At 70.1% G+C, this 26,006-nt stretch carries 21 protein-coding genes; 13 read left to right on the plus strand and 8 right to left on the minus strand.

The genetic code is table 11. From position 1 onward, the window contains the following. From VFH59_RS13510 to treF, 6 genes are all read left to right on the plus strand, one after another. The coding region (locus VFH59_RS13510; RefSeq protein ID WP_325165431.1) for an aminotransferase class I/II-fold pyridoxal phosphate-dependent enzyme at positions 1–862 on the plus strand (862 nt) is incomplete at its 5' end. A gap of 26 nt (positions 863–888) precedes the next feature. Beyond that, a complete protein-coding gene (locus VFH59_RS13515; RefSeq protein ID WP_325165432.1) occupies positions 889–1,764 on the plus strand; it encodes a sulfurtransferase in 876 nt (291 codons plus the stop codon). After that, the gene (gene bioH / locus VFH59_RS13520; RefSeq protein WP_325165433.1) at positions 1,761–2,540 is read left to right on the plus strand and encodes a pimeloyl-ACP methyl ester esterase BioH; all 780 of its coding nucleotides are present in this window, start codon (positions 1,761–1,763) and stop codon (positions 2,538–2,540) included. Before VFH59_RS13515 ends, bioH begins: the two co-directional genes overlap by 4 nt. After that, entirely contained in the window at positions 2,537–3,415 is an 879-nt protein-coding gene (gene bioC / locus VFH59_RS13525) for a malonyl-ACP O-methyltransferase BioC (protein WP_325165434.1), read from the plus strand. Before bioH ends, bioC begins: the two co-directional genes overlap by 4 nt. A 137-nt stretch (positions 3,416–3,552) precedes the next feature. Continuing rightward, positions 3,553–4,320, plus strand: coding sequence for a glucose 1-dehydrogenase (locus tag VFH59_RS13530; RefSeq protein WP_325165435.1), 768 nt, complete (start codon positions 3,553–3,555; stop codon positions 4,318–4,320). After that, entirely contained in the window at positions 4,317–5,909 is a 1,593-nt protein-coding gene (gene treF, locus VFH59_RS13535; protein WP_325165436.1) for an alpha,alpha-trehalase TreF, read from the plus strand. The genes VFH59_RS13530 and treF overlap by 4 nt, the downstream gene beginning before the upstream one ends. A 72-nt stretch (positions 5,910–5,981) precedes the next feature. On the opposite strand, the gene VFH59_RS13540 is transcribed toward treF, so the two are convergent. Both VFH59_RS13540 and VFH59_RS13545 read right to left on the minus strand, forming a co-directional pair. Next, complete coding sequence (locus tag VFH59_RS13540; protein WP_325165437.1) at positions 5,982–6,851, minus strand: DUF72 domain-containing protein; 870 nt, start codon at positions 6,849–6,851, stop codon at positions 5,982–5,984. Between the two features lie 102 nt (positions 6,852–6,953). Further along, positions 6,954–7,508: a DNA-3-methyladenine glycosylase I gene (locus tag VFH59_RS13545; RefSeq protein ID WP_325165438.1), complete on the minus strand. Its 555-nt coding sequence runs from the start codon at positions 7,506–7,508 to the stop codon at positions 6,954–6,956. An 84-nt stretch (positions 7,509–7,592) separates the two neighbouring features. On the opposite strand from VFH59_RS13545, the gene VFH59_RS13550 reads away from it, so the two are divergent. Continuing rightward, on the plus strand, positions 7,593–8,480 hold the full coding sequence (locus VFH59_RS13550; protein WP_325165439.1) for a DMT family transporter: 888 nt from the start codon (positions 7,593–7,595) through the stop codon (positions 8,478–8,480). Positions 8,481–8,484: 4 nt separating this feature from the next. Here VFH59_RS13550 and VFH59_RS13555 read toward each other — a convergent pair whose 3' ends face one another. Together VFH59_RS13555 and VFH59_RS13560 are read right to left on the minus strand one after the other, a co-directional pair. Further along, positions 8,485–9,432 carry a pyridoxal-phosphate dependent enzyme gene (locus VFH59_RS13555; protein WP_325165440.1) on the minus strand — a complete coding sequence of 316 codons (948 nt, stop codon included), beginning with the start codon at positions 9,430–9,432 and terminating at the stop codon, positions 8,485–8,487. Beyond that, on the minus strand, positions 9,429–10,424 hold the full coding sequence (locus VFH59_RS13560; protein ID WP_325165441.1) for an aldose epimerase: 996 nt from the start codon (positions 10,422–10,424) through the stop codon (positions 9,429–9,431). The genes VFH59_RS13555 and VFH59_RS13560 overlap by 4 nt, the downstream gene beginning before the upstream one ends. A 63-nt stretch (positions 10,425–10,487) precedes the next feature. Between VFH59_RS13560 and pepN the strand changes: the two genes are divergently transcribed. After that, a complete protein-coding gene (gene pepN, locus VFH59_RS13565) occupies positions 10,488–13,118 on the plus strand; it encodes an aminopeptidase N (RefSeq protein ID WP_325165442.1) in 2,631 nt (876 codons plus the stop codon). Positions 13,119–13,210: 92 nt separating this feature from the next. Here pepN and VFH59_RS13570 read toward each other — a convergent pair whose 3' ends face one another. Next, positions 13,211–13,396 (minus strand): hypothetical protein, encoded by a 186-nt coding sequence (locus VFH59_RS13570; RefSeq protein ID WP_325165443.1) that lies wholly within the window; start codon positions 13,394–13,396, stop codon positions 13,211–13,213. 572 nt (positions 13,397–13,968) lie between these two features. On the opposite strand from VFH59_RS13570, the gene mnmG reads away from it, so the two are divergent. The 4 genes from mnmG (at position 13,969) to VFH59_RS13590 (ending at position 21,181) form a co-directional block, all read left to right on the plus strand. Next, the gene (gene mnmG, locus VFH59_RS13575; RefSeq protein WP_325165444.1) at positions 13,969–15,840 is read left to right on the plus strand and encodes a tRNA uridine-5-carboxymethylaminomethyl(34) synthesis enzyme MnmG; all 1,872 of its coding nucleotides are present in this window, start codon (positions 13,969–13,971) and stop codon (positions 15,838–15,840) included. 187 nt (positions 15,841–16,027) lie between these two features. After that, the gene (locus tag VFH59_RS13580; RefSeq protein WP_325165445.1) at positions 16,028–16,786 is read left to right on the plus strand and encodes an RDD family protein; all 759 of its coding nucleotides are present in this window, start codon (positions 16,028–16,030) and stop codon (positions 16,784–16,786) included. Between the two features lie 91 nt (positions 16,787–16,877). Continuing rightward, positions 16,878–19,205, plus strand: coding sequence for a Tex family protein (locus VFH59_RS13585; RefSeq protein ID WP_325165451.1), 2,328 nt, complete (start codon positions 16,878–16,880; stop codon positions 19,203–19,205). Positions 19,206–19,342: 137 nt separating this feature from the next. Continuing rightward, the gene (locus tag VFH59_RS13590) at positions 19,343–21,181 is read left to right on the plus strand and encodes an autotransporter domain-containing protein (RefSeq protein ID WP_325165446.1); all 1,839 of its coding nucleotides are present in this window, start codon (positions 19,343–19,345) and stop codon (positions 21,179–21,181) included. Positions 21,182–21,277: 96 nt separating this feature from the next. Here the strand turns inward: VFH59_RS13590 and VFH59_RS13595 are convergent, their stop codons facing one another. Beyond that, positions 21,278–22,132 (minus strand): DUF1481 domain-containing protein, encoded by an 855-nt coding sequence (locus VFH59_RS13595; RefSeq protein ID WP_325165447.1) that lies wholly within the window; start codon positions 22,130–22,132, stop codon positions 21,278–21,280. A 280-nt stretch (positions 22,133–22,412) separates the two neighbouring features. Here VFH59_RS13595 and VFH59_RS13600 point away from each other — a divergent pair, with 280 nt between their 5' ends. Next, positions 22,413–22,976 (plus strand): helix-turn-helix transcriptional regulator, encoded by a 564-nt coding sequence (locus VFH59_RS13600; RefSeq protein WP_325165448.1) that lies wholly within the window; start codon positions 22,413–22,415, stop codon positions 22,974–22,976. Between the two features lie 83 nt (positions 22,977–23,059). On the opposite strand, the gene glyS is transcribed toward VFH59_RS13600, so the two are convergent. Next, positions 23,060–25,204 carry a glycine--tRNA ligase subunit beta gene (glyS, locus tag VFH59_RS13605; RefSeq protein ID WP_325165449.1) on the minus strand — a complete coding sequence of 715 codons (2,145 nt, stop codon included), beginning with the start codon at positions 25,202–25,204 and terminating at the stop codon, positions 23,060–23,062. Further along, positions 25,201–26,006: glycine--tRNA ligase subunit alpha (glyQ, locus tag VFH59_RS13610; protein ID WP_325165450.1), on the minus strand; the 806-nt coding region annotated here is incomplete at its 5' end. The genes glyS and glyQ, both read right to left, overlap by 4 nt.

A 26,006-nucleotide genomic window follows, 5' to 3' on the forward strand; every position in this document is an offset into this window, starting at 1 on the left:
CGGGTACATGGCCAACCTGGGCGTGATGCAGGCGCTGCTCGGCAGTGGCGACCTGTGCGTGCAGGACAAGCTCAACCACGCCTGCCTGCTCGACGGCGCCATGCTCGCGGGCGCCACGCTGCGCCGCTACCCGCATGGCGACGCTGCGGCCGCGGCGCGCCAGCTGGGCAGCACACCGGAGGCACCCGCGCTGCTCGCCACCGATGGCGTCTTCAGCATGGATGGCGACCGCGCGCCGCTGCGCGAGCTTGCCGCGTTGTGCCGGCGCGAAGGCGCCACGCTGATGGTCGACGACGCGCACGGCCTGGGCGTGCTCGGGCCCGATGGCGCCGGCAGCGCCGCCGAGGCAGGCCTGGGCGCGCGCGAGGTGCCGGTGCTGATGGCCACGCTGGGCAAGGCGCTGGGCGCCCACGGCGCCTTCGTCGCCGGTTCCGCCGCGCTGATCGAGGGGCTGACCCAGTTCGCGCGCAGCTACGTCTACACCACGGCCATGCCGCCGGCGCTGGCCGCGGCGGCGCTGGCCGCCGTACAGGTCGCACGCACCGAGCACTGGCGGCGCGAGAGGCTCGCCATGCTGATCGCGCGCTTTCGCACCGGCGCCGCGCAACTGGGCCTGCCGCTGGCTGCCTCGGATACGCCGATCCAGCCGCTGCTGCTGGGCGAAGCCACCCGCGCACTCGCCGCGGCGCGCGCACTGGAGGCCCAGGGCCTGCTGGTGACCGCGATCCGGTCACCCACCGTGCCGGCCGGCCAGGCACGCCTGCGCATCACGCTGAGCGCCGCGCACGAAGAGGAGCACGTCGATCGCCTGCTCGATGCGCTGGCGGCCTTGCCGCGAGGCGATGCCGGCGCCCCGGTATAATCGGCGGCCCGCCGCGCCCTGCTCCCATGATCGTCAACGTCGCCGCCTACCGCTTCGTCCCGCTCGCGGACCTCCCCGCGCTGCGCGAATCCCTGCATGGGCGCGCCGCGGCGCTGGGGCTCAAGGGCACGATCCTGCTCGCGCCCGAGGGGATCAACCTGTTCCTCGCCGGTTCGCGCGCCGCCATCGACGATTTCCTCGCCGGGCTGCGTGCGGACGCGCGCTTCGCCGGCCTGCCGGTGAAGGAGTCGCTGTCGGAGCAGGTGCCGTTCGGACGCCTGCGCGTGCGCCTCAAGCGCGAGATCATCACCTTGCGCGCGCCTGTCGCGCCGCACCAGGGCCGCGCACCGGCGGTCGATGCCGGCACGCTCAAGCGCTGGCTCGACCAGGGGCACGACGATGCCGGGCGCGAGGTCGTGCTGCTGGATACGCGCAACGATTACGAAACCGAGGTGGGTCGCTTCGCCGGCGCCGTCGATTACCGGCTGCCGAGCTTCACCGCGCTGCCCGCGGCGGTGCTGGCCGATCGCGAGCGCTATCTGGGCAAGGCCGTCGTGTCCTATTGCACCGGCGGGATCCGCTGCGAAAAGGCTGCGCTGTATCTGGCCGAACTGGGGCTGGGCGAGGTGCTGCAGCTCGAAGGCGGGATCCTCAAGTATCTGGAGGAGACCGACGGCAGCCACTGGGAAGGGAATTGCTTCGTGTTCGACGGACGGGGCGCGGTGGATCGCGACTTGCGGCCGACCGAGCTCCCTCTCCCCGCCGGGGAGGCTGGGGTGAGGGGCGGTTCTTGCGCGGAGCCCGCATCGGGCCTTCCAGCACCCACAAATTCCCCCGCGAGCCCCACCCCCTCAGCCCAGCCCTCTCCCCGAGAGGGAGAGGGCGCCAAGGGCCTGGCATGACCCTGCACATCGACCAGTTTGGCCACGGCCCGCAACCGCTGGTGCTCCTGCACGGCTGGGCCATGCACGGCGGCGTGTTCGCGCCACTGGTCGAGGCGCTGGCCGCGCAGTGCACGCTGTACGTGGTCGACCTCCCCGGCCACGGCTACTCGCGCGCCTGCGGCCTGCCACTCGAACCCCGCGCGGTCGCCGGCGCCATCGCCGCGGCCACGCCGCCGGCGCCCTGGCTGGGCTGGTCGCTGGGCGGCCTGGTCGCACTCGCCGCCGCGCTGGACATACCGGCGCACGTGCAGGGCCTGGCCATGCTCTGCGCCACGCCCAGGTTCGTGCGCGCCGCCGACTGGCCGCACGGCAGCGACGCCAGCCTGGTCCACCAGCTCGCGCTGGACCTGGAAACCGATTACCACGTCACGCTCGAGCGCTTCCTGGCGCTGGAGGCCATGGGTAGCGCCGACCCCAAGGCCGAGCTGCGTCGCCTGCGCGAAGAGGCGTTCGCGCGTGGCGAGCCGGAACTGCGCGTGCTGCAGGAAGGCATCGGCCTGCTCGAGCACGGCGACCTGCGCGCCCGCCTGCCGCGGCTGGCCGTGCCGAGTGTGTGGATCGCCGGTCGGCGCGATCGCCTGGTACCGCCGGCCGCGATGGCCTGGGCAGCCGACCAGTGCGGCGGTCGCTTCGTGGAGATCCCGCACGCCGGCCACGCCCCCTTCATCGGCCACGCCGGCGCCGTGGCCGATGCCCTGTTGCCCCTACTCGCTTCCGTGGAACACCCGGCATGAGCGCCTTCCATCTCGACCGCGCCCGCGTGCGGCGCAATTTCAGCCGCGCCGCCGCCACCTACGAGCGGCACGACGTGCTGCAGCGCGAAGTGCAGGTGGACCTGCTCGGTCGTCTGGACTTCTATCTGCAAGCACCCGAACGGGTGGTCGACGTCGGTGCCGGCACCGGCCGCGGCACCGCGCTGCTCAAGAAGCGCTACCCGAAGGCGCAGGTGATCGCGGTGGACCTGGCGGTGCCGATGCTGCGCGCTGCGCGGGCGCACCAGGGCCTGCTGCGCCCGTTCCTGCGCGTCTGCGGCGAGGCTACCGCGCTGCCGCTGCCCGACCGCAGCGTGGATGTGCTGCACTCGAACCTCTGCTTCCAGTGGATCGACGATCTGCCGGCGCTGTTCGGCGAGTGTGTGCGCGTGCTCAGGCCCGGCGGACTGCTCGCCTTCTCCAGCTTCGGCCCCGACACGCTGAAGGAACTGCGTGCCGCCTGGGCCGCGGTGGACCAGCACTCCCACGTCAGCCGCTTCCTGGACATGCACGACGTGGGCGACGCGATGATCAACGCCGGCCTGCGCGACCCGGTGCTCGACGTAAACCGCTACACGCTCACCTACAGCGACCCGCGCGCGCTGCTGAAGGAGCTCCAGGGCCTGGGCGCCACCCACGCCGACCGCGCGCGCGAACGCCACCTCACCGGCAAGTCGCACTACCGCGGCATGCTCGCCGCCTACGAGGCGATGCGCGTGGACGGGCAGATTCCCGCCACCTGGGAAGTGGTCACCGCGCATGCCTGGGGCCCGCCGCCCGGCCAGGCGCGACGCACCCCCGAGGGCGAGATCGCCACCTTCTCGCTGTCCAGCCTGCGCGGCTCGCGCCGGCGCTGACCGGCCGGCATCGCCACCCGTGCGCGACTGGTGGCCGCACGGTAGCGCATGGACAGGGGCGGGGCCCCGCCGATAGCGCAATCTTCACCGGCACCGGCCTATGGTGGGCGACCTCATCCACTTCCACAGGAGCCGCGATGGGGCTCGAGGGCAAGGTCGCGCTGGTTACCGGTGCGGCGCAGGGCATCGGCCGCGCGATCGCGCTGCGGCTGGCGCAGGAAGGGGCCGCGGTGGTGATCGAGGATCGCATCGCCAACGACCGTGCCCGCGAGACCCTCGCGCAGGTCCAGGCTGCCGGCGCGCGCGCCTGCCTGATCGCGGGCGACGTCGGCAAGGTCGAGGACGACCGGCGCGTGATCGCCGAGGCGGTGGCGCAGATGGGCCGCGTCGACATCCTGGTCAACAACGCGGGCGTGGAGCGCCGCGCCGGCTTTCTCGAGGTGACCGAGGCCGATTACGACCTGGTGCTCGACGTCAACCTCAAGGGCGTGTTCTTCCTCACCCAGGCCTTCGCCCGCCACGTGCGCGATCGGGGCGAGGGCGGGCGCATCGTCAACATCAGCTCGGTGCACGAGGAGCTGCCCTTTCCGCACTTTGCCAGCTACTGCGCCAGCAAGGGCGGCGTGCGGATGCTGATGCGCGACCTGTCGGTGGAGCTGGCGCCGCTCGGCATCACCATCAACAACGTCGCCCCCGGTGCGATCCGGACCCCGATCAACGCGCACCTGATGAGCGACCCTGCCCTGATGAAGGCGCTCAGGCGGAACATCCCGCTGCAGCGCCTGGGCTCGCCCGAGGAAGTGGCCGGCGCGGTGGCCTTCCTGTGCGGCGACGACGCCAGCTACATGACCGGCAGCACGCTGTTCATCGACGGCGGGCTGCTGTGGAACTACTCCGAGCAATGACCGACCAGACCAAGCGCAAGAACGAGGAAAAGGCCGCCTGCGTCGCCAGGGCGGACACGCTCACGCCGGCCGACCGCTACCAGGAGCTGTTCATCGCGGTGCAGATGAGTGGCGTGTTCAGCGACAGCAAGACCTTCGTCGATTGCGTGCCACGCGCCGACCCCGAGGAAATCCTGGAGGCCTACCGCGCGCGCTGCGACGACGAGGGCTTCGACCTCGCCGGCTTCGTACACGCGCACTTCGAGCCACCGGAGGTGCACGCCAGCCATTACAAGTCACCGCCCGGGCAACCGCTGAAGGCGCACATCGACGGCCTGTGGGACGTGCTCACCCGGCGCCCGCGCCAGCACCCGCCGAACTCCTCGATCCTGCCGCTCCCGAACGATTACGTGGTGCCGGGCGGCCGCTTCGCCGAGCTGTACTACTGGGACTCCTACTTCACCATGCTCGGCCTGGACGAAAGTGGCCGGCACGACCTGCTGGCGTCCATGGCGGACAACTTCGCCTACCTGATCGACACCTACGGCCATGTCCCCAATGGCAACCGCACCTATTACCTCAGCCGCTCGCAGCCGCCGGTGTTCGCCTTCATGGTCGAGCTGTTCGAGGAGCGCGGCGTGTGCAAGGCGATCGAATACCTGCCGCGCCTGCGCAAGGAATACAACTACTGGATGTCCGGCGCCGAGGAGTTGCGTCCGGGCGACACGCGCCGCCACTGCGTCTGCCTGGACGACGGCAGCATCCTCAACCGCTACTGGGACGACCGCGACTCGCCCCGCGAAGAGGCGTACCGCGAGGACGTGCTGACCGCGCGCAAGTCCTCGCGCCCGGTGCACCACGTGTATCGCGAGCTGCGCGCGGGCGCCGCCTCCGGCTGGGATTTCAGCTCGCGCTGGTGCGACGGGGCCGATCTTTCGAGCATCCGCACCACCTCGATCCTGCCGGTCGACCTCAACTGCTTCCTGTACAAACTCGAGCGGCAGATCTGCGTGCTGAACCGGGCGATCGACCAGACCGGGCAGGCCGAGAAGTTCGAGCGTCGCGCGCAAGCGCGCAAGGCGGCGATCGAGCGGCTGCTCTGGAACGAGCGCGCCGGCACCTACCTGGATTACGACTGGGAGCGAGCCGCGCCGCGCGAGGCGCTCACCAGCGCGGCCGCCACGCCGCTGTTCGTCGGCCTGGCCAACGCGGAGCAGGCGCAGCGCACCGCCCGCGCGCTGCAGGACCGGCTGCTGCGCGACGGCGGGCTGGGCACCAGCGAGCTGGACAGCGGCCAGCAATGGGACAAGCCGAATGGCTGGGCACCGCTGCAGTGGATGGCGATCTGCGGCATGCGCCAGTACGGCATCGCCCTTGCCGACGACATCGCCTGTCGCTGGCTGCGCACCGTCGGCTGCCTGTACAAGCGCGACAGCAAGCTGGTGGAGAAATACGTGATCACGCACAACGGCGAGCAGGCCGAAGGCGGCGGCGGCGGCGAGTATCCGCTGCAGGACGGCTTTGGCTGGACCAACGGGGTGACGCGCCGGCTGCTGCACGAGAACCCGGGCAACGAGGCGAACGAGGCGAAGGCGGCGAGCAGGGCCTGACGCCCCGCCGGGTGCGCCGCGCCACCTCGGCCCTGTGGCACGCCTGCGGCCGCGCCTCGCACGAGCGCGGCATCAGAGGCCGAGCTTGCGCATCAGCGCCTTCGCGTCGAACGGCGCGTGCACTTTCGCGTCGTTGTCGAAGTAGCAGTACACGTCCCGACTGGCGCGCTTCGGCCGCGGCCGCGAGCTCGCGCGTACGGCATCGGCCGGCTCGCCGCCCTCGGACCAGGCGCGTATCCGCACGGCCCAACGGTCCAGCGCCCGGTCGCTGTAGCCGCTGGTGTAGAGCTTCTCGTCGCCGTGGAGGCGCAGGTACATGAAGTCCGCGGTGACGTCCTCCAGATAGGGCCAGCGCCCGGCGGTGTCGGCCACCACCAGCGCCACCTTGTGCCGGCGCAGCAGCGCGATGAAGTCCTCGCAGATGAAGCTCTCGTGGCGGACTTCCAGCGCATGGCGCAGGCGTCGCTTGCGGTCAGGGGCGACGCTGGCGCCGTATTTCAGGCGGTGGTCATGCTGGCGGGCCCGCGCGGCGGCCTGCGCGGTGTCACGCGGCAATGCAGCCAGGAAGCGGTCGAACAGCGCCTCGTCGAAGCGCTGGTTCGGCGGGCACTGCCACAGGATCGGCCCCAGCTTGGGACCCAGCTCGAACACGCCCGAAGCGAGGAAGTTGGCCAGCGGCCCGTCGATGTCACGCAGTCGCTTGACGTGGGTGATGAAGCGCGGGCCCTTCACCGCGAACACGAAGCCGCGTGGCGTAGCGGCGCTCCAGCCCGCGTAGCTCGAGGGCCGCTGCAGGCTGTAGAACGAGCCGTTGAGCTCGATGCTGCCGACCTGGCGCGAGGCGTAGGCCAGTTCGGCCCGCTGCGGCAGGTCCTCCGGATAGAACACCCCGCGCCAGGGCGGATAGCGCCAGCCGGAAATGCCGATGCGCAGTCTGGCCACACGCGTCTCGTCCGTGGATACCGCCGGTCATGCAAGCGGCCGCCGGGTGACGTGGCGGTGAACGGTTCCCGCGCAGGGCGAGGCGCGTGGCCCGGCGGAAGTTCAGACCTCCCGGTGGCGGAAGCAGCCGACCAGGTGGTCGTTGACCATCCCGGTGGCCTGCATCAGCGCATAGCAGATGGTGCTGCCGACGAAGCGGAAGCCGTCCTTCTTCAGCGCCTTGCTCATGCGGTCGGAGGTCGCCGTGGTGGCCGGCACCTCGGCGCTGGTCTTCCAGCGGTTGCGCACCGGCTTGCCGTCGACGAATGCCCACAGGTAGGCATCCAGGCTGCCGTGCGCGCCGATCGCGGCGAGCGCGGCGCGGGCGTTGTCGCGCGCGGCGCTCACCTTCAGGCGGTTGCGGATGATGCCCGGGTCGGTGAGTACCTGCTCCAGCTCGCGGTCGGTCATGCTTGCCACGCGCGCGATCTCGAAACCATGGAAGACCTCGCGGTAGCGTTCGCGCTTGGCCAGCACGGTGCGCCAGGACAGGCCGGCCTGCGCGCCTTCCAGGCAAAGGAATTCGAACAACAGGCGGTCGTCGTGCAGCGGCGCGCCCCACTCGGTGTCGTGGTAGGCGCAGAGCAGGTCGTCGGTGGCCCAGGCGCAGCGGTGCATGCGGGATTCCGGTGAAGGCGGGGCCGCCACTGTAATGCAGCAGCGCAGCGTACACTGGCGCACTTTCCCCGCATGCATCCCGTCATGTCGAACGCCCCACCGCCGCGCGGCGCGCTGGCCGCGCTGGCCGGCACCATCCTGATCTGGGCCTACAGCTGGGTGGTGATGAAGCAGGCGCTGAACTGGGCCGGCCCATTCGACTTCGCCGCGCTGCGCTACCTGTTCGGCGCCATGGTGCTGTTCGCCGCGCTGGGGGTGAGCCGCCAGTCGCTGCGCCCGCCACCGTTCGGGCCGATGGTGCTGATCGGCCTGTGCCAGACGGCGGCGTTCCAGGGGCTGGAGCAGTGGGCGCTGGTCGGCGGCGGTGCCGGGCACGTGGCGCTGCTGGCCTACAGCATGCCGTTCTGGTCGGTGCTGCTGGCCTGGCCGCTGCTGGGCGAGACGCCCGCGGCGCGGCACTGGCTCGGGCTGGCGCTGGCGGCGGCAGGACTGCTGTGCATCCTCGAACCATGGCAGGGCCTGGGCAGTCCGCTCAGCACCGCGCTGGCGCTGGCCGGCGGTGCCGCGTGGGCGGCCGGCACGGTGCTCAGCAAGCGGCTGTTCCAGCGCCACGCGGTATCGGCGCTGTCGCTGACCAGCTGGCAGATGCTCATCGGTGCGCTGGCGCTGGGCGCGGTGGCACTGCTGGTGCCGTCACGGCCGATCGGGTGGAACTGGGCCTTCGCCGGCGCGCTGGCCTATAGCGCGGTGATGGCCTCCAGCGTGGCCTGGGGCTTGTGGCTGGTGGTGCTCAAGCGCCTGCCCACCACGCTGGCCAGCCTGTCCAGCCTGGGCGTACCGGTGGTCAGCGTGCTGCTGGCCTGGCTGATCCTCGACGAACGGCCCGATGCGATGGAGTGGCTGGGCGTCGCGCTGGTGCTCGCGGGACTGGCGGCCGTGGTCGGCATCGGCCCGCGCCGCGCACGCGGGTAGATGGCTACCAGGGCAGCGCGTCGATGTCGACGTTGCCGCCGGTCAGCACGACGCCGACGCGGCGACCGGCAAAGCGTTCACGGGTTTTCAGGATGGCCGCGAATGCGGTGGCGCTGGAGACTTCCACGACCTGCTTGAGCTCCTGCCACAGCAGGCGCATCGCGGCGATGGTCTCCTCATCCGTCACCGTGAGCACATCGACGCGGTATCGACCCAATGCGGCGAGGTTGGGCTTGCCGACCAGCGCGCGCAGGCCGTCGCACACGGTATCCGGCACCACGTCGGTGACCCGCTCGCCGCGGGCAAGGGAACGCGCGGCATCGTCCGCACCGGCCGGTTCCGCCGCGTGGAGCGAGAGCCCGGGCCGCAGCGCATGTGCGGCGATGGCCACACCCGAGGCGAGCCCACCGCCGCCGACCGGCGTGACGATCGCATCGAGATCCGGCACCTGCGCCAGCAGTTCCAGCGCGATGGTGCCCTGGCCCGCCATCACCTGCGTATCGGCATACGGATGCACCAGTACCGCACCGGTGTCCTGCACCAGCTGCGCGGTGGTCGCCTCGCGCGCGGCCTGGGTCGGAGCGCAGCGGTGCAGCACGGCGCCGGCGCGCTCGATCGCTTCCAGCTTCGCGCGCACCGCGCCCTCGGGCACCACCACGTGGGCGCGGATGCCGCGCGTCGCCGCCGCCAGCGCCAGCGCATTGCCGTGGTTGCCGGACGAATGCGTGACCACACCGCGCGCGGCGGCCGCCTCGTCCAGCGCCCATACCGCGTTGCAGGCGCCGCGGAACTTGAATGCGCCGCCGCGCTGCAGGTTCTCGCACTTGAAGTGCAGCCGCGCGCCGGTCAGCGCATCGAGCACATCGCTGCGCAGGACCGGCGTCACCCGCGCGTGCGGCGCAATGCGGGCGGCGGCGTCCTGGATCTGGTCGAAGGTGGGCAGGGCTGTCATGGCGTATCGATCTCCACGCCGCAGCGGAACGTACGTGCGGCACCGGGTTCAAGTCGGATGGCCTCGGCGCAGTCGGGCCGGTTGAAGGCGTCGGGCAGGCTTGCCATCGGCTCGAGCGCGAGCGACCGGCGCGCGCCGCGCGCCAGCGTGTCGCCGGTGAAGGCGAGCAGCACGCCGTACTCCTGCCATACGGCCAGGCCGAGCCCGCCGGCCGGATCGCGCAGCCGCGAACGCACGCGACCATCGGCGTCAGCCTGCAAGCCGGCGTAGGTGTGGTTGAGTTCGAGCGAGCCGACCGCGCGCGGCCGGCGGAAGTCGAGCGTGGGCGCTTGCGCCAGCGGCTGGTAAGCCGCCTTGCCTGCCAGCGGGATGAAGTCCGCATCGGTCCGGATCACGCAGGTCGCCGGAATGGAGAGCTCCCACCCGTCCAGCGTGGCCTGACCGACGCGAAAGTACGGGTGCCAGCCCGCGAAGGCCGGGGCCGCCTCTCCGCCGACGTTGCACAGGGTCGTTTCCAGCGTGAGGCCGTCGGCGGCCAGCGTGTAGCGGATCGCCAGGTCGAGCGCGAACGGGTAACCCGGCTGCGGTGGCATGTGCGTGGCCAGCAGCACGCTGGCCGCCTGCTGGCCGGCATCCAGCGCGGCGAGGACGAAGTCGGCGTCGCGCACGAAACCGTGGCGGCTGGCGCGCGCCGGACCGGCCGCCTCCGGCAGGAGGTCGTGGTCGATCCCGTCGAAGCGGTACCGCGCATCGGCCACGCGGTTGGCGAAGGGCGCCAGCACGGCGAAGCGCGAGCCCGGACGGGCGAGCAGCTCGCCCGCGTCGTGATAGCCGTCGGCCAGTTCCATGCGCTGGCCGCGCACCGTCGCCTCGATGCCCAGCACACAGGCGCCGTGCCTCGCGATGCGCACGCGGCGACCACGCGCAACGTCGTCCAATACCACCACCGGCTGCGTTTCCAGCCGTTCGATGGCGACCTCGAAAGCACCCATGTCCGATCCGGCCGCGAAAGCGTCGCATGTTAGCCTGAGCCTTCCCCCTGCGGCTTCTCCCCCATGACTGCGCGCGACGACCAGACTCCTTCGCCCATCCGCCTTGACGATTACCGCCCGCCGGCCTGGACGGTCGACCAGATCGAGCTCGAATTCGACCTGGGCATCGACAGCAGCGAGGTGCGCGCGCGCCTGCACCTGCGTCGCGATCCGGCGCAGGATGCGCCGTTGCGGCTGGACGGCGAGGGCCTGGAACTGGTCGCCATCGCACTGGACGGCCAGCCGCTGGAAGCGCAGGCGTACCGCTATGGCGACAACGTGTTGGAGATCGACGGCGTTCGCGACGGCAGCGTGCTGGAGACCCGCGTGCGCGTGCAGCCGGCGGCCAACACGGCGCTGGAGGGACTGTACCTGTCCGGCTCGCGCGAGCACGGCTTCCTGCTCACCCAGTGCGAGGCCGAGGGCTTCCGCCATATCACCTTTTTTCCCGACCGTCCGGACGTGCTCGCGCGCTACACCGTCACGCTGCGCGCCGACCGCGCGCGCTTCCCGGTGCTGCTGGCCGGCGGCAACCCGGATGGCGCCGGCGAGCTGCCGGACGGACGCCACTGGGCACGCTTCGTCGATCCGTACCCCAAGCCCTGCTATCTGTTCGCGCTGGTCGCCGGCCGGTTGTCGAAGATCGAGCGCGGCTACCGCACCGCCGACGGCCGCGACGTGCAGCTGGTGATCTGGGCCGAGCCCGACGTGATCGACTGCTGCGGCTACGCAATGGACGCGCTCGAGCGGGCCATGCGCTGGGACGAGCAGGCCTACGGGCGCAGCTACGACCTGGACGTGTTCCACGTCGTCGCCACGCACGACTTCAACATGGGCGCGATGGAGAACAAGGGACTCAACATCTTCAACGCCAAGTACCTGCTGGCCGACCCCGATACCACCACCGACGACGAGTACCGCGCGGTAGAGGCGGTGATCGGCCACGAGTACTTCCACAACTGGAGCGGCAACCGCGTGACCTGCCGCGACTGGTTCCAGCTGTCGCTGAAGGAAGGCCTGACCGTGTTCCGCGAGCAGCAGTTCTCGGCGGACATGAACTCGCCCGCGCTCAAGCGCATCGACGACGTCGCGCTGCTGCGCCGGGCGCAGTTTCCCGAGGACGCCGGCCCGCTGGCCCACCCGGTGCGGCCCTCGCAATACAGCGAGATCAACAATTTCTACACCGCCACGGTGTACGAGAAGGGCTCGGAGCTGGTGCGCATGCTCGCCGGGCGGCTGGGGCCGGCCGGTTTCCGCCGGGGCATGGACCTGTATTTCGAGCGCAACGACGGCCACGCCGCCACGCTGGAGGATTTCCTCGCCGCGCTGGGCATGGCCAACGGCATCGACCTGTCGCCCTACCTCGCCTGGTACGGCCAGGCCGGCACGCCACGGCTGTCGGGCGAGGGCCGCTACGACGCTGCCACCGGCTCCTACACGCTGACCCTGCGCCAGCTCACGCCGCCCACGCCGGGCCAGCCGGACAAGCAGCCGCTGCCGATCCCGGTCAAGCTCGCACTGTTCGACCCGGACGGTTGCATGCTGCCGCTGCACGAAGGCGCGACCGAGCAGGTGGTGGTGCTCGACCAGGACGAGCAGTCGTTCGTCTTCCCCGGCATCGCACGCGCACCGGTGCCCTCGCTGCTGCGCGGCTTCTCGGCGCCGGTGATCCTGGACTATGCCTACGCGCCGGCTGAGCTGGCGCTGCTGTTGACCCATGACAGCGACGGCTTCAACCGGTGGGAAGCGGCCCAGCAGCTGGCCTGGCGCGCCTACGCCGAGTTGCGCGACGGCCGCGGGCACGAAGCGCTGGTGGTCTGGGGCGACACGCTTGCCGGACTGTTCGACCAGGCCGCGCTGGACCCGGCGCTGCTGGCCGATCTGCTCACCCCGCCGGGGGAGGTGGAGCTGGCCGAGCGCGAGACCGACGTGGATCCGTCCCGCATCCATGCGCTGCGCCAGACGTTGCAGCGCGAGCTTGCCGCGCGCATCGGCGCCCCCGTGCTGGCCGACCGCTATCGCGCCTTGGCCGCCGGGGCCAGCGACGCGCTGGATGCCGGCAGCCAGGCGCAGCGCCGGCTCAAGCGTCGCGTGCTGGAGTTGCTGGCCCTGCTGGACGCGCCCACCGCGCAGGCCTTCGCCGCCGCGCAGTTCGACCGCGCCGTGACGATGACCGATCGCCTCGCCGGGCTTGCCGTGCTGGTCCGCAGCGGCGCGCCGCAGGCGGCCGAGGCGTTGGCCCGCTACCGGGCGCGCCATGCCGACAACGCACTGGCGCTGGACAAGTGGTTCGCGGTGCAGGCGCAAATCCCGGGCGAGCCGGCACTGGCACGCGTGCGCGCACTGGAGGCCGATCCCAGGTTCACCTTGAAGAACCCCAACCGGGTGCAGGCGCTACTGGGCACCTGGGCGCGCGGCAACCCGAGCGGGTTCCACCGCGTCGATGGCGAAGGCTACCGGTTCCTGGCGGCGCGGCTGGTCGAACTGGATGCGCTCAACCCGCAGGTCGCGGCGCGGCTGGCGACCGCCTTCAACGGCTGGCAGCGGCTGGAGCCGGCGCGCCGCGAACAGGCCCGCGCGGCGGTGGCGGGATTGGCCGGCAAGCGCCTCTCGCGCAACCTGGCCGAGATCGTCGGCAACATGCTCAAGGGCTGAGCGGCGGCTCAGCTTCCCGGGGCCTGCGGCTTGCGTGCCACACGGCCCAGGTCGCCGCGTCCAGTGGCGCGCGGCCGGGTACCGCCGCCGCGTCAGGCGGCCAGCTGGTTCAGCGCGTTGCGCAGGCGGACCATGTGCGATTCGAGGCGCGGGCGCAGCTGCTGGCGCTCCTGCTCGCTGCGCGCCGACAGGTGTTCGATCGCCATCTGCACCTTGCCGATCTCGATCATCAGGTCGTGGCGCGGGTAGACAGGGTGGAAGTCGAGAACGTTGTTCATGGCCAACGTGGGATGGGGTCGGTAAAGCGGACTCTGCAATGCCCGTGCCAGAGCGTGACCACCATCACGGTCGGCACTGGCCCTGCCCCGCGGGCTGACGCTGAGCGTCAGCTGCCTTACAAAAAAAAGCCGGAATTAGTCACTTTTTATTCACGGCCGTACTGGGAATATCCTTTCCGCAGTCGCGACGGATCGCGACGGCGCCCGCGACTTTCCGGTTTCTGGCGCCCGGCAACACGGTCATCCTGGATTCCCCCTGTTCCTGAGACCGCCGGGCGCCAGATCTAAGCACGACCAAGCCCCGCCACTGGCGGGGCTTGGTTTTTGCGGGGCCGGAAAAGGCGACGGCGCCGTGGGAAACCCCAGCGGCGCCGTCATGCTTCCTCTCCTGGTACGCGGTCGGGCCCCTGTCTGCCCGGCCTCGGCGCGCGGGTTCGCGCAGCGTCTGCCCATGGAAAGTGCATGAAAGGTAAAGCAGCATTCGTGCCAAGCTCTTGTTTTTGCACGAAGCGGGCTGCCGAGGCGCTACCATACGGGTCGATCCGCTTCCATCCGCGCCGCGCGCCTTTCCGATGATCCATCCAACCCGCTACGACGTCATCGTGGTCGGCGGCGGCCATGCCGGCACCGAGGCGGCGCTGGCTGCCGCCCGCTGCGGTGCGCGCACGCTGCTGCTGACCCACAACCTGGAAACCGTCGGCGCGATGAGCTGCAACCCCGCCATCGGCGGGATCGGCAAGGGCCACCTGGTGAAGGAGATCGACGCGCTGGGCGGGGCCATGGCCCGGGCCGCCGACCGCGCCGGCATCCAGTGGCGCACGCTCAATGCCTCCAAAGGGCCGGCCGTGCGCGCCACGCGCTGCCAGGCCGACCGCGCGTTGTACCGGACGGCGATCCGGCGGATGGTCGAGTCGCAACCGCACCTGGAGCTGTTCCAGCAGGCGGTCGACGATCTGCTGATCGAAGGTGGCCGCGCCGCCGGCGTGGTCACGCAGATGGGCGTGACCTTCCGCGCCGGGGCGGTGGTGCTCACCGCCGGCACCTTCCTGGCGGGCAAGATCCATATCGGACCGGCGCAGTACGCCGGTGGTCGCGCGGGCGACCCGCCGGCCGGCACGCTGGCCCGGCGCCTGCGCGAACTGCCGGTGGCGGCGGACCGGCTGAAGACCGGCACGCCGCCACGCATCGACCTGCGCAGCATCGACTTCACCGGGCTGCAGGAGCAGCCCGGCGACGATCCGGCGCCGGTGTTCTCCTACCTGGGCTCGCGCGGGGAGCACCCGCGTCAGGTCAGTTGCTGGATCACCCACACCAGCGAACGCACGCACGAGATCATCCGCGGCGCACTGGACCGCTCGCCGCTGTTCAGCGGCCAGATCGAAGGCGTCGGCCCGCGCTACTGCCCTTCGATCGAGGACAAGGTGGTGCGCTTCGCCGACAAGGACTCGCACCAGATCTTCATCGAGCCGGAAGGGCTGGACAGCCTGGAGATCTATCCCAACGGCATCTCCACCTCGCTGCCGTTCGACGTGCAGCTCGAGCTGGTGCGCTCGATCGCCGGCTTCGGGCAGGCGCACATCACCCGTCCCGGCTACGCGATCGAGTACGACTACTTCGATCCGCGCGGCCTGCACCCGTGGCTCGAGACCAGGGCCATCGGCGGGCTGTACTTCGCCGGCCAGATCAACGGCACCACCGGCTACGAGGAAGCCGCCGCGCAGGGCCTCGTCGCCGGCCTCAACGCCGCGCGCATGGCCCGCGGCGAGGCCCCCTGGTACCCGCGCCGCGACGAAGCCTACATCGGCGTGCTGATCGACGACCTGACCAGCAACGGCACGCTCGAGCCCTACCGCATGTTCACCTCGCGCGCCGAATACCGGCTGCACCTGCGCGAGGACAACGCCGACCTGCGCCTGACCACGCAGGGCTTTGCGCTCGGCGTGGTGCCGCAGGCGCGCTTCGACGCCTTGCGCGCCAAGCGCGAGGCGGTCGAACGGGAGACGCAGCGGCTTTCCTCGCTGTGGGCCGCGCCGACCAACGCCCTGGGCGCGGCGATCGAGCGCCAGCTCGGCATCGCGGTCAGCCGTGAGACCAGTGCGCTGGACCTGCTGCGCCGCCCCGAGCTCGACTACGGCAAGCTCACCGCGGTCACCGAGCTGGGCCCCGCCGTGGAGCGCGAAGACGTCGCCGCACAGGTCGAAGTGCAGGCGAAGTACGCCGGCTACCTGGACCGCCAGCGCGAGGAGATCGAGCGCCAGCGCCGGCACGAGTGCACCGGCATTCCGGACGGCTTCGACTACGACAAGGTGCGCGGTCTTTCCGCCGAGGTGCTGCTGAAACTCAAACGCACGCAGCCGGCCACGATCGGCCAGGCTGCACGGATCAGCGGCGTGACGCCCGCCGCCATCTCGCTGCTGCTGGTGCACCTCAAGCGCCGCGCCTGAGGTCGTCTTTGCCCACCCCTCCGGGAGAGCACCGGGCTCGCCCCTGTGCTGTCCGGAAGGATGAGCCGCCGGGGACGTGGGGTGCTTCCCGCCAGAATGACCGATTGCTCCTCCCCGGAGGGGAGAGGGGGCAGTGTCCGATGGCCCGTGGCATCATCGGCCGAATCGACGTTTGCGGAGTACGTGGATGGAAATCTGGATCGGCCGCGACGGCCAGCGCCATGGTCCCTACAAGGAGGACGACGTGCGCCAGTGGCTGCGCAGCGGCCAGCTCGCCGCCGGCGACCTGGGCTGGTACGAGGGCCTCGCCGACTGGCAACCGCTGTCGGTGCTGTTCCCCGACGCACTCGCGCCGACGCCGCCGCCACTGGGCCCGGCCAGTGGCCCGGTGCCGCCGCCGGGGACCACCACCGCCACGCTGGAGGATTACGCCGGCTTCTGGAAGCGGCTGGTCGCCTACATCCTGGACGTGATCGTGCTGTACATCCCGCAGATGCTGATCATGAACGCCTTCGGCAACGAGGCAGCCCAGGCGAAACTGCAGCAGGCGATGCTGGCGGCGGGGACCGACCTCAACCTGGCGATGGCCGCCTACGGCCAGTACTACGAGAGCATGCGCGCGGGCGTGGCGCTCACCGCCGTACTGGTCTGGCTCTACTTCGCCATCTGCGAAAGCTCGGCCTGGCAGGCGACCGTGGGCAAGCTGGCCATGGGCATTCGGGTGACCGACCTGGAGGGCCGGCGCATCGGTTTCTGGCGCGCGCTGGGTCGCTACGCGGCCAAGATGCTGAGCTGGATGATCCTGGCGATCGGTTTCCTGATGATCGGCTGGACGCGGCGCAAGCAGGGCCTGCACGACATGCTCGCCAACACGCTGGTACTCAACGGCCGCGCCGGCGAGTTCGCGAACCGGGCACGGCGCGACGACCGCTCCTTCCACGCGTAGCGCTCCGCCGGGCGGACCCGGGCCCCGCGTTATGCCGGGCGCTTCGGTTGCTATGATCGACGGCTCCCTGCACCACGAAGTCGTCGATCACATGCTCAGCATCGAACACCGCATTGCCCAGGACATCGCCGCCAAGCCCGACCAGGTGCGCGCGGCGGTGGGCCTGCTCGACGAAGGCGCCACCGTGCCCTTCATCGCCCGCTACCGCAAGGAAGCCACCGGCGGTCTGGACGACACCCAGCTGCGCCTGCTCGAGGAGCGCCTGCGCTACCTGCGCGAGCTGGAGGAACGCCGAGGCGCGATCCTGGCCAGCGTCGAGGAACAGGGCAAGCTGACCGATGCGCTGAAGAACGACATCCTGGCGGCCGACACCAAGGCGCGCCTGGAAGACCTTTACCTGCCGTACAAGCCCAAGCGCCGCACCAAGGCGCAGATCGCCCGCGAGGCAGGCCTGGAGCCACTGGCGACCCGCCTGCGCGAGGACCCCACGCTCACCCCCGAAACGCTCGCCGCATCGTTCGTCGATGCCGACAAGGGCGTGGCCGACGTGCGCGCCGCGCTCGACGGTGCGCGCGCGATCCTGATGGAGACCATCGCCGAAGACGCCCAACTGGTCGGCGAGCTGCGCGACTGGCTGTGGGACAAGGGGCAGATCCGCGCGAAGGTGGTCGAGGGCAAGGAAAACGAAGGGGCCAAGTTCCGCGACTACTTCGACCACATCGAGCCGATCGGCAAGATCCCGTCGCATCGCCTGCTGGCGCTGATGCGCGCACGCAACGAGGGCGTGATCGAACTGGAACTGCAGCCGGCGCTGGACGCCGAGCAGGGCCACCTGGAAGGCGAAGGCCGTGTCGCCGCCCGCGCCGGCATCGTCGACCGCGGCCGCCCCGCCGATGCCTGGTTGCGCGAGACAGTGCGCCTGACCTGGCGCGTGAAGCTGCACCTGCACCTGACGCTCGACCTGTTCGGCCGCGTGCGCGAAGGCGCCGAGGACGAGGCGATCCGGGTGTTCGGTGAAAACCTCAAGGACCTGATGCTGGCCGCTCCCGCCGGTGCGAAGACGGTGATGGGCCTGGACCCGGGCATCCGCACCGGGGTCAAGGTGGCGGTGGTCGATCCGACCGGCAAGCTGCTGGCCACCGAGACGATCTACCCGCACGAGCCACGCCGCCAGTGGAACGAGTCGCTGGCGGCGCTGGCCCGCCTGTGCCAGAAGCACGGCGTCGACCTGATCGCGATCGGCAACGGTACCGCCTCGCGCGAGACCGACAAGCTGGCGGGCGAGCTGATCAAGGGGCTGGCGAAGAGCCACCCGGAGCACAAGCTTTCCAAGGTAGTCGTGAGCGAAGCCGGCGCGTCCGTCTACTCGGCCTCGGAAACCGCTGCGAAGGAATTCCCGGACCTGGACGTGAGCCTGCGCGGCGCCGTCTCCATCGCGCGCCGCCTGCAGGATCCACTGGCTGAGCTGGTGAAGATCGAGCCCAAGGCGATCGGCGTGGGCCAGTACCAGCACGACGTCAACCAGGTGAAGCTGGCGCGCGCGCTGGACGCCCGGGTCGAGGACTGCGTTAACGCCGTCGGCGTGGACGTCAACACCGCCTCGGCGGCGCTGCTCTCGCGCGTGGCCGGCCTGTCCGCCAGCGTCGCGGAGAACGTGGTCAAGCATCGCGATGCCAACGGCCCGTTCGCCAACCGCAAGGCACTGCTCAAGGTTCCGCGCCTCGGCGACAAGGCCTTCGAGCAGTGTGCCGGCTTCCTGCGCGTGCCCAACGGCGACAACCCGCTGGACGCCAGCGCGGTGCATCCGGAAGCCTACCCGGTGGTCGAGCGGATCATTGCGCAGTGCGGCCGCGAGGTGCGCAGCATCATCGGCGACACCGGCTTCCTGCGGGGGCTCAAGGCCGAGCAGTTCACCGACGAGAAGTTCGGCGTGCCGACCGTCCGCGACATCCTCAAGGAGCTCGAAAAGCCGGGTCGCGACCCGCGCCCGGAGTTCGTCGCGCCGAGCTTCGCAGAGGGCGTGGAGGACCTGAAGGACCTGCGCCCCGGCATGATCCTGGAAGGGCGCGTCACCAACGTCGCCGCCTTCGGCGCCTTCGTGGACATCGGTGTGCACCAGGACGGTCTGGTGCACGTCTCGGCGTTGTCGCACAGCTTCGTCAAGGACCCGCGCGACGCGGTCAAGGCCGGCGACATCGTCAAGGTCAAGGTGATGGAAGTGGACCTGCCGCGCCAGCGCATCGGCCTGTCCATGCGCCTGGATGACGAACCGGGCCAGGAGCGCGGCGCTCGTCCGTCCGGCACCGACAACCGGAACGGCCGCCCGCCGCGTGGTGCAACCGCTCCCAAGCCCGCGGCCCCACCGGCCAACAACGCCTTCGCCGAAGCGCTGCTGCGCGCCCGCCAGGGCAAGCGCTGACCTGCCGCAACGGATGCAGTTCGCGCGCCCCCGGAAGGCTCCGCGGGCGCGATGCGCCGCAGCATGCGCTTCCGTATGGACTGCATTACCGTAACGCGCAAATAACGAGGCCAATTCCGGCCCTAGGAGCGTTGCACATGCCCCGTCCCAGCCGTCTCGCCGGCGCCATCCTGGCCGGCCTGTTGTTCAGTAGTGCTGCCGCCGCCACCGACTTCAGCCAGGTCGTCGTGTTCGGCGACAGCCTAAGTGATGCCGGCAATGCGTCGCTCGCCCAAGGCTCGCCGACGCCGCTGAGGTTCACCACCAACCCTGGTACCACCGCCGCCGAGGACGTCGCGGCCGCTCTTGGCTTCACGCTGGCGCCCTCGCTCGCCGGCGGTACCGATTACGCATTCGGTGGCGCTGGCGTGGTGTACAACTTCGCGGCAGGCGTGCCGACGCTGCCGCAGCAGATGGGCATGTATCTGGCAGCCAACGGCGGCGCCGCCGATCCCAATGCCCTTTATCAGGTATGGGGCGGCGGCAACGACTTTCTGCAACTGAGCCAGACGACCTCCGATGCCGTGGCGCTCGCCAATGGCATGGGGCTGGCGGCGCAGACAGAACTGCAAATGCTGGGGGGACTGCAACAGGCCGGCGCCCGCTACGTTGTGGTCTACAACCTGCCCGACCTGGGCAAGACACCGGCGGCGGCGGCACAAGGCACCGCGGCACAGGCCGGCGCCACTGGCCTGGCGGTCGTATACAACGGCGTTCTCGAAGCAGGTCTTGGCCAGCTGAGCGAAGGCGGCCTGAACATCATCCCGGTCAACACCTACGCGCTGATCAATGAGGTGGTCGCCAACCCCGCGGCGTTCGGCTTCAGCAATGTCACCGCGCCGGCGTGCAATGGCAGCTCGTCGCAGTGTGGCCCGGCCGGCTCCGGCCTGCCGTTCTCGTACGCAGCCGGCACCGACCAGACCTATCTGTTCGCCGATGGCGTGCATCCGACCACCGGCGCCCATGCGATGCTGGCGCAGTACGTGGTGTCGGAGATTCTGGCGCCAGGGCAAATCTCGCTGCTGGGCGAGGCCCCGCTGGCGGCGTCGGCTGCCCAGTACCGCGCGATCCGCAACCAGATGCTGGCCGATGGCCAGGGCAGTGACACCCGCGTCTTCGCCAGTGTCGACTACGGCCGCCAGCGCTTCGATGCGACCGGCAGCTCGCCGAAGGCCAGCAGCAACGACGTGAACCTGACGCTGGGTGCCGATGCGCGTGCCGGCGAGCATCTCTCGATCGGCGTGGCGTTGGGGCTGGGCCAGCACAACGCCGACTTCGCCGGCGGCATGGGCGGTTACAAGCTGCAGGAAATCTCGGGGCTGGGCTATGCGCTGTACCACAACGGTGGCGGCTACCTGGGTGCCTTCGGCAGCTTCGGCCAGTCCAACTTCAGCGACGTCCACCGACGCATCCAGCTGGCCCAGGCGCTGCGTACCGAAGGCGGCAAGGCCGACGGCTCGCACCTGGGCGGTGGCGTGGAGGGTGGCTGGTGGTTCGGCACCGGCGGCCTGAAGACCGGTCCGTTCGCCCATCTCGAATGGCAGTCGGTCAGGATCGACGGCTACACCGAGGCCGGTAACGACAGCACCGCGATGTGGTTCGGCGCCCAGCAGCGCGACGCCTTGATCGAGACGCTCGGTTGGCGCCTGCAAGGCCAGTGGCAGGCCGGTGGCGCCATGTTGATGCCGTTCGTCGAAGTGGCCTGGAACCACGACGACAAGGCCGATGCACGCCAGGTCCGGGCCGGGCTGGTCAGCATGCCGGGCACTTTTGCACTGACCGGTTACGTCCCGGACAGGACCTGGGCGAGCGCCGACGTGGGCCTGTCCGCCCAGTTCAGCACGAACGTCACCGGCTGGTTCGGCTACCACGGTCGCTTCAGCGACGACAACCAGCGGGACGACAGCGTGAACCTCGGCGTCAAGATCGGCTTCTGAGGCTGGTCGCTCCCACATAAAAAAGCCGCCCCGAAAGGGCGGCTTTTTTTACGGCTGGACATCCAGATGGCTGGACGTCCGCGTCAGGCGACAGGCTTACTTGCCCTTGCCGCCCGTGGCCAGGTTCAGGATGTTCTCGGCCTGGTTCTTCAGGCTCGCGGCCTCGTCGTCGCTCAGCGATTCGGTCTTGCTGCCGGACACCGCCTGCTTGAGCACCAGGTTGCCGTCCTTGTCCCAGCCGGCGCGCTCGGTCGAACTGGGCTTGGCGTCCTGGCTGGCCTTCTTCTGCTGCACCACCACCCACGGCTTGCCGTCCTTGTAGGCGTAGTCGGTGCTGGTGAAGCCCTTGTCGCCGTAGTCGGCGCGGGCGCGGATGAACTGCACCTGGCCGTTCTGGCGGAACACCTGCCAGGCGCGCGAGACGTCCTTCTCCAGCTTGGTGCCGTTGCTGATCTTCATGCCGCCGATCTGCTTCTGCACCGCCTGGAAGTCGGCCAGCTCCTTCTCGCCCGGGGTCTGTTCGGGCACCAGCTCGATCGACACCTGGCTGGGCGCGCCCTTGGTCAGCACCGGCGCCTGCAGCGCCATCTTGTAGTGGCGCTCGCCGTCGGTCAGGTCGGCCTTGACCACGTACAGGTCGGCCGGATTGACGTCGGCCGGATTGAAGGTGAGCTCGAACGACTGCGGGAACTGCACCGGAGCGATGGTCTTGCTGGCCAACGGCGCGGCGCCGGCCTGGTCGGTCGAGGACACGTCCACCAGGTTGACCACCAGCTTGGCGTCGGGCGAGACGGCGCTTTCGCCGCGCACGGTGATCGTGCCGCTGACCGAGTTCGCCTTCGCCGCGGTGGCGGCGGTATCGCCGTTGCCCTGCTCGGGCGCGTTGGAGCCGTTGCAGCCAGCCAGTGCCAGCGCAGCTACCGACATCAGCGACCAGACCATCCTGCGCATGGGAAAACCTCTATTCGATTGAAAGCAATTGCTTGGGGAATGCACGGAAACCGCACGGCATCTCGCGTACGTTTTCCGCGGGGGAAGTTCCAAGCATAGCGGAAAAAATCGGCCCCGGGCAAAAGTCAAGCCAGACTGATGGCAGCCCCGGCGGTCCGTTCCGGTGGCGTGGCCGGAGCGGGCAAGCCAAAGCTCGCGGTAAGCACCACGCGATAGGATGGCGCAAGGCGGCTTCCGGTCGGCGGCTGCCAGTGTCGCTTCCTGACGCCAGGAAAAGCCCATGAACCTCGCACCGCCCCCGCTCCAACCGGAAAGCTCCGGCTCCTTTGCAGATCGCATCAAGCTGCTCATCCAGCGCGTCGGCAGCGCCACCGAGATCGCCCGCATGTGCGGCTTCTCCGAGGGCGTGGTGCGCAGCTGGCGCGACGGCAACACCGATCCGTCGCGTGCACGCTGCGTGACCCTTGCGCGCACCCTGGGCATTTCGCTGGTGTGGCTGGTCGCGGGCGAAGGCGCGATCCTTGCGGACGTGGACCAGTCCGGCTTCGACGAGCAGACCACCAGCGACACGACCCAGCGGCCACGCACGCGCATGGACGGCGCAACCGGCCATGTCCTGGAGATTCAGGGCGCCGGTATGGACACGCAACGCCTGAACGCCGCGATGCGCATCCTGCAGTCGGAACTGGAATTGACCGGGCAGCGGCTTTCGCTGGCCGACCACAGCGACCTGCTGGCCAAGCTTTACGAGGCCGTGGGTCCGGGCGGCATGCGCGTGGATACCGACGCGATGCTGAGCTTCAACCGGCAGTTGGCCGAGCGGATCGGACGGGCCAGCGCCTGATCGACCTTGGGGCCGACGTCGTCGCGCCGGCCACGGGAGAACGTTTCAGTCGGTGCGGCGGGCCACACTGAGCGCCGCCGTACTTACAGCCGTGCGATGTCGGCGACCGTCGCGAACTGCGCCTTCAGGCTGGCCAGCAGGGCCAGGCGGTTGGCACGCACGCGAGCGTCCTCGGCATTGACCAGCACGCCATCGAAGAACGCGTCCACCGGCGCCTGCAACTGGGCAAGGCGCGTGAGCACGGCGGTGTAGTCGCCGTTGGCGCGGGGCCCGGCGGTGTCCGCCAGGGCGGCGTCCAGCGCGCTGGCCAGGTCGTGCTCGGCAGGCGATTCGAAGCAGGCCGGGTCGACGGCTCCGCCGGGTGCCACCCCCGTCTCTTCCTCGGCCTTGCGCAGAATGTTCGCCACCCGCTTGTTGGCGGCGGCCAGGCTTGCCGCTTCCGGGCGGCGGCCGAATTCCGCCACCGCGCGCAGTCGGCGATCGAAGTCCGGCAGCGTGGCCGGCACTACTGCCAGCACCGCCTCGAACTGCTCCGGGGTGAACCCGAGCTCGGCGTAGTAGCCGCGCAGGCGGTCGAACACGAACTCCGCCAGCTCCCCAAGCAGCGCAGCGCGGCGCGCGCCGGCATCGAACGCGGGCGGTTTGCCGTCCTTGCCGGGCTTGAGGCCGGCGGCGAGTGCCGCATCGGGCAGCAACTCCAGCGCCTCGGCGAAGCTGGCGCGCAGGTCCAGTTCCAGGCCGGCCTCGACCAGCGTGCGGGCCAGCCCCAATGCGGCACGACGCAGCGCGAAAGGATCCTTGTTGCCGCTGGGCTTCATGCCGACGGCGAAGATACCGGCGAGCGTATCCAGTCGCTCCGCTACCGCGAGCACCTGACCCACCGGGTCGGCCGCGATGGCATCGCCGGCGAAGCGTGGCTGGTAGTAGCTGTCCAGCGCCTGCGCCACCGCCGCGCCCTCATCCTGGCGCTGTGCGTAGTAGCGGCCCATCACGCCTTGCAGCTCGGGGAATTCGCCGACCATGCGTGTCAGCAGGTCGCACTTGGACAACGAGGCGGCCCGGGTCGCCGCACCGGCGTCGACGCCCACGCGGCTGGCGATGACGCGCGAGAGCTCGGCCACGCGCACGCTCTTGTCCCACAGGCTGCCCAGCGCCTGCTGGTAGGTGACGCTCTTCAGCGACTCCTGGTAGCTCGCCAGCGGCGTCTTGAGGTCCTCGTCCCAGAAGAACTTGGCGTCGGCGAAACGCGGACGGATCACCCGCTCGTAGCCCTTGCGGATCTCGGTCGGGTCTTTCGACTCGATGTTGGCGACACCGATGAAGTGCTCGGTGAGCGTGCCGGACGCGTCGAACACCGGCACGAACTTCTGGTTGGTTTCCATGGTGGTGACCAGCGCCTCGGGCGGCACCGCCAGGAACTCCCGCTCGAACGCGCAGGCGATCGCGGCGGGCCATTCGGTCAGGTTGGCGATTTCATCGAGCAGGGACTCGTCCAGGCGCGGCTCGCCGCCGGTCTGCGTGGCGACGCGTGCGACTTCGGCGCGGATGCGTTCGCGCCGTTCGCGCGGATCGGCCAGCACCTTGGCCGCGCGCAACGCGTCCAGCCAGCCGTCGGCATCGGTCACGTGCACGGGGTTCGGATGCATGAAGCGGTGGCCGCGCGACTTGCGCCCGCTCTTCAGGCCGAGCACTTCGCCGTCGATGATGTCGGCACCGTGCAGCATCACCAGCCAGTGAGCCGGTCGCACGAAGGCGTAGTCGTGGTCGGCCCAGCGCATCGGGCGCGGGATCGGCAGGCCCTTGAGCGCCTCCTCGACGATCTCCGGCAACAGTGCGGCCAGTGGCTGGCCCGGCCTGACCGCGCGAAACACGAACCACGCGCCCTTGTCGGTTTCCAGCTTCTCCAGCTGCGAAACCTCCACGCCGCAGGACTGCGCGAAGCCGGTCAGCGCCTTGGACGGCTGGCCCTGCGCATCCAGCGCGGCGTTCACTGCCGGGCCGCGGCGTTCGACGTGCTGCTCCGGCTGCGTGCCTGCAACCGCCGGCACATGGACGGCCAGCCGCCGGGGCGTGCAGTAGGCGCGCGCCTCGTCCAGCGCACCATCGATGCCGCGGCGGGAAAGGCCCTGCAGCACCCCGTCCAGGAACGACTGCGAGAGTTCGTCGAGCGCCCTGGGTGGCAGCTCCTCGGTGCCCAGTTCGATCAACAGCGACTTGGCGGCGCTCATGCGGCCTGCTCCTTCTTGACGTTCTTCAGGCCGGGAAAGCCGAGCTTTTCGCGCTGCGCCACGTAGGACTCGGCGACGGCGCGCGAAAGCGTGCGCACGCGCAGGATGTAGCGCTGGCGTTCGGTCACGCTGATCGCGCGCCTTGCGTCGAGCAGGTTGAACGTGTGGCTGGCCTTCATCACCTGCTCGTAGGCCGGCAGCGGCAGGCCGGCGGAGATCAGCTGGTTGGCGGTCGCCTCGCAGACGTCGAACCAGCGCAGCAGCTCCGGCACGTTGGCGTGCTCGAAGTTGTAGGTGCTCTGCTCGACCTCGTTCTGGTGGAACACGTCGCCGTAGGTGACCGTGCCGTGCGGGCCTTGCGTCCAGATCAGGTCGTAGACGTTGTCCACGTTCTGCAGGTACATCGCCAGGCGCTCGAGGCCGTAGGTGATCTCGCCGGTCACCGGGCGGCACTCCAGCCCGCCGGCCTGCTGGAAGTAGGTGAACTGGGTCACTTCCATGCCGTTGAGCCAGACCTCCCAGCCCAGGCCCCAGGCGCCGAGCGTGGGCGACTCCCAGTTGTCCTCTTCGAACTTGATATCGTGCTCCCGCAGATCGATGCCGATGGCTTCGAGGCTGCCGAGGTACTGTTCGATGATGTCGTCGGGGGAGGGCTTCAGGATCACCTGAAGCTGCGAGTGCTTGTAGAGACGATTGGGATTGTCGCCGTATCGGCCGTCCGCCGGACGGCGGCTGGGCTGCACGTAGGCGACCCGGTACGGCTTGGGTCCCAGCACCCGGAGGAAAGTCTCGGGGCACATGG

Origin of the sequence: Frateuria sp. (assembly GCF_035695185.1) — a bacterium.
GTDB lineage: Bacteria > Pseudomonadota > Gammaproteobacteria > Xanthomonadales > Rhodanobacteraceae > Frateuria_A.

Excerpts from the sequence above, each read along its gene's own strand:
- treF (WP_325165436.1), top strand. The coding sequence starts at position 4,317 with ATGACCGACCAGACCAAGCGCAAGAACGAGGAAAAGGCCGCCTGCGTC.
- VFH59_RS13595 (WP_325165447.1), bottom strand. The coding sequence starts at position 22,132 with ATGCGCAGGATGGTCTGGTCGCTGATGTCGGTAGCTGCGCTGGCACTG.
- VFH59_RS13590 (WP_325165446.1), top strand. The coding sequence starts at position 19,343 with ATGCCCCGTCCCAGCCGTCTCGCCGGCGCCATCCTGGCCGGCCTGTTG.
- VFH59_RS13570 (WP_325165443.1), bottom strand. The coding sequence starts at position 13,396 with ATGAACAACGTTCTCGACTTCCACCCTGTCTACCCGCGCCACGACCTG.
- mnmG (WP_325165444.1), top strand. The coding sequence starts at position 13,969 with ATGATCCATCCAACCCGCTACGACGTCATCGTGGTCGGCGGCGGCCAT.
- VFH59_RS13560 (WP_325165441.1), bottom strand. The coding sequence starts at position 10,424 with ATGGGTGCTTTCGAGGTCGCCATCGAACGGCTGGAAACGCAGCCGGTG.
- bioC (WP_325165434.1), top strand. The coding sequence starts at position 2,537 with ATGAGCGCCTTCCATCTCGACCGCGCCCGCGTGCGGCGCAATTTCAGC.
- VFH59_RS13550 (WP_325165439.1), top strand. The coding sequence starts at position 7,593 with ATGTCGAACGCCCCACCGCCGCGCGGCGCGCTGGCCGCGCTGGCCGGC.
- VFH59_RS13545 (WP_325165438.1), bottom strand. The coding sequence starts at position 7,508 with ATGCACCGCTGCGCCTGGGCCACCGACGACCTGCTCTGCGCCTACCAC.
- VFH59_RS13600 (WP_325165448.1), top strand. The coding sequence starts at position 22,413 with ATGAACCTCGCACCGCCCCCGCTCCAACCGGAAAGCTCCGGCTCCTTT.
- pepN (WP_325165442.1), top strand. The coding sequence starts at position 10,488 with ATGACTGCGCGCGACGACCAGACTCCTTCGCCCATCCGCCTTGACGAT.
- VFH59_RS13580 (WP_325165445.1), top strand. The coding sequence starts at position 16,028 with ATGGAAATCTGGATCGGCCGCGACGGCCAGCGCCATGGTCCCTACAAG.
- VFH59_RS13530 (WP_325165435.1), top strand. The coding sequence starts at position 3,553 with ATGGGGCTCGAGGGCAAGGTCGCGCTGGTTACCGGTGCGGCGCAGGGC.
- VFH59_RS13515 (WP_325165432.1), top strand. The coding sequence starts at position 889 with ATGATCGTCAACGTCGCCGCCTACCGCTTCGTCCCGCTCGCGGACCTC.
- VFH59_RS13585 (WP_325165451.1), top strand. The coding sequence starts at position 16,878 with ATGCTCAGCATCGAACACCGCATTGCCCAGGACATCGCCGCCAAGCCC.
- bioH (WP_325165433.1), top strand. The coding sequence starts at position 1,761 with ATGACCCTGCACATCGACCAGTTTGGCCACGGCCCGCAACCGCTGGTG.
- glyS (WP_325165449.1), bottom strand. The coding sequence starts at position 25,204 with ATGAGCGCCGCCAAGTCGCTGTTGATCGAACTGGGCACCGAGGAGCTG.
- VFH59_RS13555 (WP_325165440.1), bottom strand. The coding sequence starts at position 9,432 with ATGACAGCCCTGCCCACCTTCGACCAGATCCAGGACGCCGCCGCCCGC.